Below are 10,353 nucleotides of genomic sequence, written 5' to 3' on the forward strand. Positions count from 1 at the left end.
TGCCGCGGTGGACGATGATCGGGCGCTCCCGTGGGGGCGGCTGCTGGGCGGCTGCCTGTGCGCGGTGCTCGGTGTCTCCCTGGCGGCGTGCTCCGGGGGCGGTCACCGTGGCGGGACGGCGGTGCAGGCCGACCGCGCCCACTGCGGCCGGGGCTGGGACGACCCGCACGCCGGGACGCAGACGCTGCTGGTCCACAACGCCGACAGCGCCGCCGCCGAGGTCGACCTGATCGACCCGTCCAGCGGGGCGATCTACGCCGAGCTGGAGGGCGTCGGGCCGGGGACGACCCGGACGATGCGGGTGACGCTCGGCGGCGGGACGTACGCGTTCTGGTGCTTCCCGGAGGGCGGGCATCCCGTCACGGGGCCGAAGGTGAAGGTGAGCGGCCCGGCGGGCGGTCCGGCGGTCCGGCCCGTCACGCAGAACGACCTCTTCCCGGCATTGCGGTCCTATCGTGCGTACGTGACCAAGGGGCTCGGTGTCCTGCGCGACCGGGTGGACGCGCTGCGCGGCGCCGTCCGGTCCGGAGACCTGGACGCTGCGCGCGCGAAATGGCTGCCCGCGCACCTGGCGTACGAGCGGCTCGGGGCCGCGTACGGCACGTTCGGCGACTACGCCGACAAGATCGACGGCCGTCCGGCGGGGCTGCCGGACGGCGTGGACGACCCCGGCTTCACCGGGTTCCGGCGGGTCGAGCACGGGCTGTGGCACGGGGCGTCCGCGGCGTCGCTGCGGAGACCGGCGGACCGGCTCGCCGGCGACGTCCGGGCGCTGATCGCCGACTTCCCGCGCGAGCAGATCGACCCGTCCGACCTGGGGCTGCGGGCGCACGAGATCCTCGAGAACACGGTGCAGTTCGAGCTGACCGGCAAGGGCGACCAGGGCAGCGGGACGGCCCTCGCGACCGCGTCGGCGAACCTCGAAGGGACCCGCGCGGTGCTCGACCCGATGCGTCCCGTGCTGAAGCCGCGGATGGATCTGAGCGGCATCGACAGTGGCCTCGACCGGACGTCCAGACTGCTGGAGGCGCAGCACCGGCACGGGAAATGGACGCCGCTCGACGAGCTGAGCACCACCGACCGCGAGCGCATCAACGGTGCCGTCGGCGACCTCGTCGAACGGCTCGCGCCGGTCGCGACCGTCGCCGCGGTGAGGAGGACGTCGTGACCGGGCCGGGGCGCCGCTCCTTCCTGCGCGGCGCGCTCGCCGCGGGCGTCGCGGGGGCCGTCACGACCGGCGGCGCCGCCGCCGCGAACGGCCCGCGGAGCCCGAAGGCGCCGTCGTTCCACGGCGTCCACCAGGCGGGAATCCTCGAAGAACCGCAGGCCCGCTCCGTCGTCGTCGCGTTCGACGTGATCGCCGAGAGCAGGGCCGAGCTCACCGACCTGCTGCGCGCGCTCACCGCAAGGGCACGCGTCCTGACCAGCGGCGGCGTCCCCGCCGAGCCAGGCATCAGCGCGCCGCCGCCCGACTCCGGCATCCTCGGCCCGGACGCCCCCGCCGGCGGCCTCACCGTCACCGCCGGCGTCGGCGCGTCCCTGTTCGACGACCGGTTCGGCCTCGCGTCCCGGCGCCCGAAGCGGCTCACCCGGATGCGGACGTTCCCGGGCGACGACCTCGACCCCGCCTGGTGCCACGGCGACCTCGCCCTCACCCTCGGCGCCGCCGACGAGGACACCGTCCTGCACGCGCTCCGCGACATCTGCCGCCACACCCGCGGCGGCATGCAGATCCGCTGGCGGATCAGCGGGTTCGCCAACCGCCCCCGCCCGTCCGGCACGCCCCGCAACCTGATGGGCTTCAAGGACGGCATCGCCAACCCCGACGTCACGGACGCCGCCGCGATGGACCGGCTCGTCTGGGCCGCGCGCGACGAGCCCGCCTGGACCTCCGGCGGGACGTACCAGGTCATCCGGCTGATCCGGATGCTGGTCGAGTTCTGGGACCGGGTCGGGCTGCCCGAGCAGGAGCAGATGTTCGGCCGCAGCCGCGACACCGGCGCGCCCCTCGACGGCGTCCACGAGACCGACGCGCCCCGCTACGCCAACGACCCCATCGGCAAGGTCATCCCGCTGACCAGCCACATCCGCCGCGCCAACCCGCGCGTCCCGGACACCGAGGCCAGCCGCATCCTGCGCCGCTCCTGCAACTACGACCGCGGTGTGGACGGCGCCGGGAACCTCGACATGGGGCTCATCTTCGGCTGCTTCCAGCAGGATCCGCACCGCCAGTTCGAGGCCGTCCAGGAGCGCCTCGCGGACGAACCCCTCACCGACTACATATCACCGTTCGGCGGCGGTTACTTCTTCGTTCTTCCCGGCGTCAGGGATCGGGTAGATCATCTCGGCCGGGGGTTGATCGAGTAGGCGCGCGGCGCGCCTGCGAGGCCCCTCACCAGAGGAGGAGACATGCGGGAGACACCAGGTCCAAGAGAACCGGCCGGAACCGGACGCCGCCGCGGCGCCCGCCGCCGGCCCCTGCTGATCGCCGCCGCCGCCGTCACGGCGGGGATCGCCGGGCTCGCCGCCGCCTGCGGATCGTCCGGCGCGTCCGCCGGGCTCACCGCGCAGGACGGCGCGACCGGCCACGGTCCGGGCGCGTCCGCGCGCACCCCGATCCAGCACGTCGTGGTGATCTACGGGGAGAACATCTCCTTCGACCACTACTTCGGCACCTACCCGCACGCCGCCAACACCGACGGGACGCCGTTCCACCCCGCCAAGGGCACCCCGAAGGTCGACGGCCTCACCAAGAAGCTCCTGAAGCACAACCCGAACCAGTACGACCCGAAGCGGCTGTCCCCGTCCCAGGCGCTCACCTGCGACCAGGACCACGGCTACGCCTCGGAGCAGAAGGCCGTCAACGGCGGCAAGATGGACAAGTTCGTCGAGTTCACCGGCAAGGACAAGTGCACCGGGCAGCCCATCCTGTTCGGTGAGCCGGGCCTCGTCATGGACTACTTCGACGGCAACACCGTCACCGGCATGTGGAACTACGCCCAGAACTACGCCATGAGCGACAACTCGTGGGACGGGACGTTCGGGCCGTCCACCCCCGGCGCCATCAACCTCATCTCCGGGCAGACCCACGGCGTGTACGCCGTGGACCCGAAGACCCACGAGAAGGTCACCGACGCCTACACCGTCCAGTCGCCGAACGCCGACGGCGTCGGCACGATGATCAACGACCCGGACCCGGCGTTCGACGACTGCTCCGACAACAACCACACCTCGGCCAACGCCCTCGCCGTCATGACCGGCAAGAACATCGGCGACCTGCTGAACGAGAAGAAGGTCACCTGGGGCTGGTTCCAGGGCGGGTTCCGCCCCACCGGCAAGGCGAACGGCTACGCCGTCTGCGGCGCGGCCCACGCCAACATCGGCAAGAACCAGGTCGTCGACTACAGCCCGCACCACGAGCCGTTCCAGTACTACAAGTCGACCGCGAACGAGAAGCACCTGCCGCCGTCGTCCGTCCAGGCCATCGGCCGCACCGACCAGGCCAACCACCAGTACGACCTGGCGGACTTCGACGCCGCGCTCAACGCCCGCAACCTGCCGGCCGTCAGCTTCCTCAAGGCGCCCTCCTACCAGGACGGCCACGCCGGCTACTCCGACCCGATCGACGAGCAGAAGTTCGTCACCAGCACGATCAACAAGCTGCAGCAGTCGCCGGAGTGGAAGTCCACCGCCGTCGTCCTCGCCTATGACGACTCCGACGGCTGGTACGACCACGCCGCGCCGCGCATCACCAACGGCTCGGCCGACGCGTCGGTCGACCAGCCGCTGTGCACGAGCGTCAAGGCGGCCGGCGGCTACCAGGACCGCTGCGGCCCGAGCCAGCGCCTTCCCATGCTGGTCATCTCCCCGTACGCGAAGGTCAACCACGTCGACCACCACGCCGTCGAGCAGGCGTCGGTGCTGCGCTTCATCGAGGACAACTGGGGCACCGGCCGCCTCGGCGACGCGTCCTTCGACGGCCGCGCCGGCACCATCGAGGGCATGTTCGACTTCCGCCACCCCAAGGCCGGGCAGGTGATCCTCAACCCCGACACCGGCGCCATCGTCAGCAAGGGCTGACCCGGCAGGCTCGAACCCCGGACCGGCGGGTTCGAGCCTCAGCCGCCGCCACGGGTGGGCCCGCAGAGCGAGTGCAGCGGGCCCGCCCGTCGTGACGGGGGTACCAGGGGGTCGCTCCCCTGGGCGACTACGCCTTGGCGGGGGTGCGTTCTTCGGCGTCGCCGGGGCGGTGGTCGGGGACGAAGCGGTACCCGACGTTGCGGACGGTGCCGATCAGCGACTCGTACTCGGCGCCGAGCTTGGCGCGCAGCCGCCGGACGTGGACGTCCACGGTCCGGGTGCCGCCGAAGTAGTCGTAGCCCCACACCTCCTGCAGCAGCTGGGCGCGGGTGAAGACCCGGCCCGGGTGCTGCGCGAGGTACTTGAGCAGCTCGAACTCCTTGAACGTGAGGTCCAGGATCCGGCCGCGCAGCCGCGCGGTGTAGGTGGCCTCGTCGATGGTCAGCTCGCCGCTGCGGATCTCGCCCGGCACCTCGTCGGCGTCCGCGACCGCGGCGGCCCGGCCGACCGCGAGCCGCAGCCGCGCCTCGACCTCGGCGGGCCCGGCGGTCTGCAGCAGCATGTCGTCCAGCCCCCACTCGGAGCTGAGCGCCGCGAGACCGCCTTCGGTCACGATGCCGAGCAGCGGGCAGTCCAGCCCGGTGGTGCGCAGCAGCCGGCACAGGCTCTTGGCCTGGACGAGGTCGCGCCGGGCGTCGACCAGCACGACGTCGGCGGGCGGCGCGTCGATCAGCGCGGACGCCTCGGCGGGCGCGACCCGCACCGAGTGCAGCAGCAGCCCGAGCGCGGGCAGGACCTCGTCGGACGGCTCCAGCGCGTTGGTCAGCAAGAGCAAGCTGCTCAAGTGCCCGCCTCCTCGTCCAAAAAGACGTAGGACCCAGGCGGCTCACCCTCCAAGCCCCGGCACGGCCGCCGGCTCGAAGACGAGGCGGCCATGAAGGGTCTTGCGGATGAACTCCATGGCCTCGTCGCCCGGATCCCTCGTCCCGAGCATATCCGAGCCCTCGGCGGAGGCAATGGCCGCATGTCCGGAGGGCATGAGATCGTGGGAGCGTGGCCAGAGGGACGATGCGGTACTGGGCCGCGGCGAAGGCGGCGGCGGGGACGCACGAGGAGCCGTACGACGCCGGGACGCTGGCGGAGGCGATCGAGGCGGCGCTCGCGCGCCGCGGGCGCGGTGCGGACTTCGCGCGGGTCGTCGGCCGCAGCTCGTTCCTGATCGACGGGGACCCGGTGGGCGGCCGCCCGCACGGGTCGGTGGAGCTGCCGGAGGGCGGCGTGGTGGAGGTGCTGCCGCCCTTCGCGGGCGGCTGATCCCCCCCGGCGCCGGGCCGGGCCTGAGCGCGCGGGATGACCCGGGCGCACGGCCGACTCATCCCGCAGTGCGACTCGACCGGGGCGTTTCGGGCACTAAGGTGTGGCGATCGCGCGTGCCGCCGCCCGAGGGAGAGAGATGCGCAAAGCACTGCTGGCGTTGCTGATCGTGGTCGCCGTGGGCCTCGTCGTCGCCGACCGGGTCGGGGTCCGGGTCGCGCAGGACCGGATCGCGCAGCAGGTCGCGGCGCAGTACGACCTGCCGCGGCGGCCCGACGTCACGATCCACGGCATCCCGTTCCTGACGCAGGTGGTCGGCGGCGAGTACGACCACATCACCGTCGACATCGGCGACTGGACGGAGCAGGGCGTCACCGTCTCCGACGTGACGGTGGACATGCGCGGGCTGAACGCGCCGCTGTCCGACGTGATCAACGGCGACACCACGAACATGACGGCCGACACCGCGGCCGCCTCCGCGATCATCCCCTACGACGTGATCAAGAAGGAGGCGCCGAAGGAGGTCGAGAGCCTCGGCCCCAAGGGGAACGACCTCGCCGTGGGCCTGACCGGCAGCGTCCTCGGGTTCAAGGTGAACGGCACCGCCGTCGTGTCGGTGAAGCCGACGTCCAAGGGCATCGCGATCACGCCGGAGTCGGTCGGGGAGGGCGCCGCGCAGATGCCGCTGACGCTGGTCCGGCAGCAGCTGACCTGGGTCGTCCCGGTCAAGGACCTGCCCATCGGCGCGCGGATCAGCGGCATCCAGCCGACCGCCGGGGGCCTGAAGGTCACGGCGACCGCCCACGACGTGAACCTGAACGATCTTCAGCAGCAGCAGAAATAGCCGCGGGCCCCGTGAACCGGGACGCGCCCGGATCCGTGACAGGGATGTGGGTCCCACCGCGGATGAGGGTTTGCTGCGCGCCCTGTACAGCGAGCACGGCGGTCCCCTCCTGGGCTACGTCCTGCGGCTGACCGGCGGGGACCGGCTCCAGGCGGAGGACGTCGTGCAGGAGACGCTGCTGCGCGCCTGGCGGCACCCGGACGCGCTGGCGGGCCGTCCGGTCCGGCCGTGGCTGTTCACCGTCGCGCGCAACCTCGTGGTGGACGCGCACCGGGCGAAACGGGCGCGGCCCCCGGAGACGGGCATCGACGAGCAGCTGCTGACGACGCTCGCGGGCTCGGACGACATCGACCGGGCGCTGGAGTCCTGGACGGTCGCCGAGGCGCTCGCCGAGCTGACCCCGTCCCACCGGGCCGTGCTCGTGGAGACCTACTACCGCGGCCGGTCGGTCGCCGAGGCCGCCAAGGCGCTCGGCATCCCGGCCGGCACCGTGAAGTCCCGCACCTATTACGCGCTGCGGGCGCTCAAACTCGCATTGGAGGAGCGGGGGTTGGCGCCATGAACGAATGCGCGGACGTGCGCACCGCGCTCGGCGTGTACGTGGTCGGCGCGATCGACCCGGCCGAGCGCGGACGGGTCGACGCGCACCTGGAGGGCTGCCCGGCGTGCCGGGACGAGCTGGCCGGGCTGGCGGGGCTGCCCGCGCTGCTCGGCCGGGTCGAGGAGGCGCAGCTGGAGCAGATCACCGGGCCCGGCCGGGAGGCGCCGGACCCGGAGTTCCTGGAGGGGCTGCTGGCCCGCGCGGCCGAACGACGGAGGGGATGGCTCGGACCGCTGGGGCGGCGGGCCGGCGGGCGGGGCCGCGTCACCCGATGGGCCCCGCTCGCCGCCGCCGCGTGCCTGCTGCTGGTCGTGGGCGCGCTGTTCGGCGGGTTCGTGCTCCCGTCCGGGGACGGCGGCCGCACCGCGTCCCCGCCCGTCCCGTCGGCGTCGCCGGCCTCGCCGGAACCGGAACCGGAGGCGACGGTGACGCCGACGGGCCGGGGGGAGCGGCTCGTCGCCGTCAACCCCGACAACAAGATCAAGGGCGTCGTCTTCCTGCAGCGCAAGGAGTGGGGGACGCAGGTCGAGCTGTACCTGTCGGGCGTGCCGAAGGGGGAGCACTGCCGGATGATGGTGATCGCCCGGGACGGGCGGCGCGACGCCATCGGCAGCTGGTCCGTCCCGTACGACCGCGGCTACGGCGACTACCACGGCTCGACGATGTTCCCGCGCGGCCAGCTCTACTCGTTCGAGATCGTCGGCCTGGACGGGAAGCCGCTGCTCACCATCCCGACGTAGGCGCCATCCCGGCGCGGGCACCCAGGCACCATCCCGACGTGGGCACGATTCCTGCGTAGGCTCCGTCGTGTGGAAGAAAAGCGGGCGCGGGCGGGTTGGTTCCGGTGATGACCGGAGTCTGGGTCGCCCTCGGGGTGCTGCTGGCGGCGACGGTGTTCGGCCTCGTCCGCCGGCGCCGTGACGGCGTGCTGCGCGCGGTGCCGGGCGCCGGCGGTGTCGGCCTTGCCGGCGGCGACGCGCGGAAGGACGGCGACGACGCAGTGGACGAGCAGGTGGGCGAGACCCTGCGGCCCGACGAGCTGGGCGCCGAGCTCGGCGCGAAGGCCACGCTCGTGCAGTTCTCCAGCGCCTTCTGTGCGCCCTGCCGCACGACCCGGCGCGTCCTCGGCGAGGTCGCCGGGATGGTGGACGGCGTCGCGCACGTGGAGCTGGACGCCGAGGCGCACCTGGAGCTGGTGCGCCGGCTGAACGTGGTGCGCACGCCGACGGTCCTCGTCCTGGACGGGGCGGGACGGGTCGTCCGGCGCGCCGCCGGAGCGCCCCGCAAGGCCGACGTGATCGCCGCCCTCGGCGTCGCGATCCCGTGACCGGCGATCCGATCCCGGTGATCCGATCCCGGTGATCCGGTGATCCGGTGATCCCGGCGATCCGGTGATCCCGGGCGATTCCGTGACCGGCGAGGCCGCGCGGGCGGGCGTCCCGCGGCGCTGTCAAGACCCGCGGGAGGCGGATCAACCTGTGAGCCGTACCCGGATGACCTGGGATAAGACACATGTCACTGTCTCGGAAGGCGAGACGGATGTGACAGCGCGTGGATTGTCGGCTTAACATCGTGTCCGTGCGTTACTGGACAGAGCAGATGCTCACGAAGCGCCGCGCGGTCGACTTCTGCCGCGTGGCCGCCTCGCTCTGTCGCACGGCCTGAGGCATCGAGCCCATCCGCCCCCGAGCTCTTCCGATTTCCACGCTCGTACGCACGCTTCCTCTCCGCCATGGAGCACCCCGATGCAGGTTGATCCGCGTGGGCCGCGCTTCGGTGCGTCCGTCACGACGGTCGTTCTCGTCGCGGTCCTGGTGACCGGAAGCTGGGCACTGCTCGCCGCTCAGGCCGTCATGTTCGCCATCGGCGCGTTCCTCGGCCTCCGGTACGCCCCGTACGGGCTGGTGTTCAAAGCGCTGATCCGCCCCCGGCTCGCCCCTCCCGCCGAACTGGAGGACGCGTCCCCGCCCCGCTTCGCGCAGGGCGTCGGGTTCGTCTTCGCCGCGGTGGGGACGGTCGGATACGGGACGGGGATCACCTGGCTCGGCATCGGTGCCACCGCCCTCGCGCTGGCGGCGGCGTTCCTGAACGCGGCGTTCGGGTTCTGCCTCGGCTGCGAGATTTATCCGCTCTTCCGACGTATCACCGCGAAGATTCGCTCCGACAGGGAGGTTCCCGCATGAGCCGCTCCGACGTCCTGGTGGACACCGATTGGGTCGAGGCCCACCTGGACGACCCGGGCCTGGTCCTGGTCGAGGTGGACGAGGACGTGTCCGCCTACGACAAGGGCCACATCCGTGGCGCCGTCAAGATCGACTGGAAGACCGAGCTGCAGGACCCGGTCCGCCGCGACTTCGTCGACAAGACCGGCTTCGAGCAGCTGCTGTCCGCCAAGGGCATCGCCAACGACGACCTGGTGATCCTCTACGGCGGCAACAACAACTGGTTCGCCGCGTACGCGTACTGGTACTTCAAGCTGTACGGGCACGACAAGGTGAAGCTGCTCGACGGCGGCCGCAAGAAGTGGGAGCTGGACTCCCGCGAGCTGGTCGAGGACGTCCCGTCGCGTCCCCGCACCGACTACAAGGCCAAGGAGCAGGACCTCACGATCCGCGCGTTCCGCGACGAGGTCGTCGACGCGATCGGCAGCAAGAACCTGATCGACGTCCGGTCCCCGGACGAGTTCAGCGGCAAGCTGCTCGCCCCGGCGCACCTGCCGCAGGAGCAGTCGCAGCGGGCCGGCCACGTGCCGACCGCGCGCAGCATCCCGTGGTCGAAGGCGGCCAACGACGACGGCACGTTCAAGTCCGACGACGAGCTCCGCGAGCTGTACACCGAGGCCGGCGTCGACCTGAACAAGGACACGATCGCCTACTGCCGGATCGGTGAGCGCTCGTCGCACACCTGGTTCGCGCTGCGCGAGCTGCTCGGCCTGCCGAACGTGAAGAACTACGACGGTTCGTGGACCGAGTACGGCTCGCTGGTCGGCGTGCCGATCGAGCTCGGCGAGCCCAAGTAACGAAGCAGGACCCCACCGCCGCCGGCGGAACGAATCTTTCCGTGTGTACGGAGATGGAGGAGCAATGACCCAGGGCTGCGCAGCGCCGGAGCAGACGGCGCACCTTCCCGCGACCGTCGACCTGACCAACGAGGCCGTCATCCAGGGCACCGTCACCCGTGACGGCGCGCCCGTGTCCAGCGCGTACGCGCGCCTGCTCGACTCGACCGGCGAGTTCACCGCCGAGGTCGTCACCGGTGACGAGGGCGTGTTCCGCTTCTTCGCCGCCGACGGCGACTGGACGGTGCGGGTGCTGGCCGCGGGCGGGGTGAGCGTCGACAACGCGGTCACCGCGAAGACCGGCGAGGTCGCCGCGCTCCAGGTGGCCATCTGATCGCACGATTGCCGAACCCCGCCGTCCCGGTCCGTCCGGGGCGGCGGGGTTCGCCGTTTCCGGGCGGTGCCGCGGTCCGGGCCGCGCGGGCGCCCGGGCCGCGAGGGTCCGGGCCCGCGGGG

13 protein-coding genes are annotated in these 10,353 nt (G+C 72.3%); 12 read left to right on the forward strand and 1 reads right to left on the reverse strand.

The genetic code is table 11. The features are described 5' to 3' along the window. The first annotated feature begins 7 nt into the window (after positions 1–7). The 3 genes from F9B16_RS07925 to F9B16_RS07935 are packed head-to-tail and all read left to right on the forward strand — an operon-like array spanning position 8 to position 4,080. Positions 8–1,168 carry an EfeM/EfeO family lipoprotein gene (locus F9B16_RS07925; RefSeq protein ID WP_151539322.1) on the forward strand — a complete coding sequence of 387 codons (1,161 nt, stop codon included), beginning with the start codon at positions 8–10 and terminating at the stop codon, positions 1,166–1,168. Further along, entirely contained in the window at positions 1,165–2,367 is a 1,203-nt protein-coding gene (gene efeB, locus F9B16_RS07930; RefSeq protein ID WP_192808661.1) for an iron uptake transporter deferrochelatase/peroxidase subunit, read from the forward strand. Before F9B16_RS07925 ends, efeB begins: the two co-directional genes overlap by 4 nt. Positions 2,368–2,409: 42 nt before the next feature. Next, positions 2,410–4,080: a phospholipase C gene (locus tag F9B16_RS07935; protein WP_151539324.1), complete on the forward strand. Its 1,671-nt coding sequence runs from the start codon at positions 2,410–2,412 to the stop codon at positions 4,078–4,080. A 127-nt stretch (positions 4,081–4,207) separates the two neighbouring features. On the opposite strand, the gene F9B16_RS07940 is transcribed toward F9B16_RS07935, so the two are convergent. Beyond that, positions 4,208–4,924 (reverse strand): winged helix-turn-helix transcriptional regulator, encoded by a 717-nt coding sequence (locus F9B16_RS07940; RefSeq protein ID WP_151539325.1) that lies wholly within the window; start codon positions 4,922–4,924, stop codon positions 4,208–4,210. A gap of 209 nt (positions 4,925–5,133) precedes the next feature. On the opposite strand from F9B16_RS07940, the gene F9B16_RS07945 reads away from it, so the two are divergent. The 9 genes from F9B16_RS07945 to F9B16_RS07980 all read left to right on the forward strand — a co-directional run bounded on the left by F9B16_RS07945 (position 5,134) and on the right by F9B16_RS07980 (position 10,231). After that, on the forward strand, positions 5,134–5,394 hold the full coding sequence (locus F9B16_RS07945) for a MoaD/ThiS family protein (RefSeq protein WP_151539326.1): 261 nt from the start codon (positions 5,134–5,136) through the stop codon (positions 5,392–5,394). A 139-nt stretch (positions 5,395–5,533) separates the two neighbouring features. Continuing rightward, positions 5,534–6,238, forward strand: a complete 705-nt coding sequence (locus tag F9B16_RS07950) for an LmeA family phospholipid-binding protein (RefSeq protein ID WP_151539327.1) — start codon at positions 5,534–5,536, stop codon at positions 6,236–6,238. A gap of 31 nt (positions 6,239–6,269) precedes the next feature. Beyond that, positions 6,270–6,800, forward strand: coding sequence for a sigma-70 family RNA polymerase sigma factor (locus F9B16_RS07955; RefSeq protein WP_151539328.1), 531 nt, complete (start codon positions 6,270–6,272; stop codon positions 6,798–6,800). After that, the gene (locus F9B16_RS07960; RefSeq protein WP_151539329.1) at positions 6,797–7,579 is read left to right on the forward strand and encodes an anti-sigma factor family protein; all 783 of its coding nucleotides are present in this window, start codon (positions 6,797–6,799) and stop codon (positions 7,577–7,579) included. Before F9B16_RS07955 ends, F9B16_RS07960 begins: the two co-directional genes overlap by 4 nt. 260 nt (positions 7,580–7,839) lie before the next feature. Next, positions 7,840–8,166, forward strand: coding sequence for a thioredoxin family protein (locus tag F9B16_RS07965; RefSeq protein WP_225991455.1), 327 nt, complete (start codon positions 7,840–7,842; stop codon positions 8,164–8,166). Between the two features lie 272 nt (positions 8,167–8,438). After that, positions 8,439–8,504: a putative leader peptide gene (locus tag F9B16_RS54060; protein ID WP_360761443.1), complete on the forward strand. Its 66-nt coding sequence runs from the start codon at positions 8,439–8,441 to the stop codon at positions 8,502–8,504. 80 nt (positions 8,505–8,584) lie between these two features. After that, a complete protein-coding gene (locus F9B16_RS07970; protein ID WP_151539331.1) occupies positions 8,585–9,022 on the forward strand; it encodes a DUF4395 domain-containing protein in 438 nt (145 codons plus the stop codon). Beyond that, positions 9,019–9,858 (forward strand): sulfurtransferase, encoded by an 840-nt coding sequence (locus F9B16_RS07975; protein WP_151539332.1) that lies wholly within the window; start codon positions 9,019–9,021, stop codon positions 9,856–9,858. The genes F9B16_RS07970 and F9B16_RS07975 overlap by 4 nt, the downstream gene beginning before the upstream one ends. Positions 9,859–9,922: 64 nt before the next feature. Further along, on the forward strand, positions 9,923–10,231 hold the full coding sequence (locus tag F9B16_RS07980) for a DUF1416 domain-containing protein (protein WP_151539333.1): 309 nt from the start codon (positions 9,923–9,925) through the stop codon (positions 10,229–10,231). Positions 10,232–10,353: the final 122 nt, after the last annotated feature.

The organism is Actinomadura montaniterrae, from assembly GCF_008923365.1.
Classification (GTDB): Bacteria; Actinomycetota; Actinomycetes; order Streptosporangiales; family Streptosporangiaceae; genus Spirillospora; species Spirillospora montaniterrae.

Excerpts from the sequence above, each read along its gene's own strand:
- F9B16_RS07975 (WP_151539332.1), top strand. The coding sequence starts at position 9,019 with ATGAGCCGCTCCGACGTCCTGGTGGACACCGATTGGGTCGAGGCCCAC.
- F9B16_RS07935 (WP_151539324.1), top strand. The coding sequence starts at position 2,410 with ATGCGGGAGACACCAGGTCCAAGAGAACCGGCCGGAACCGGACGCCGC.
- F9B16_RS07980 (WP_151539333.1), top strand. The coding sequence starts at position 9,923 with ATGACCCAGGGCTGCGCAGCGCCGGAGCAGACGGCGCACCTTCCCGCG.
- F9B16_RS07950 (WP_151539327.1), top strand. The coding sequence starts at position 5,534 with ATGCGCAAAGCACTGCTGGCGTTGCTGATCGTGGTCGCCGTGGGCCTC.
- F9B16_RS07970 (WP_151539331.1), top strand. The coding sequence starts at position 8,585 with ATGCAGGTTGATCCGCGTGGGCCGCGCTTCGGTGCGTCCGTCACGACG.
- F9B16_RS07960 (WP_151539329.1), top strand. The coding sequence starts at position 6,797 with ATGAACGAATGCGCGGACGTGCGCACCGCGCTCGGCGTGTACGTGGTC.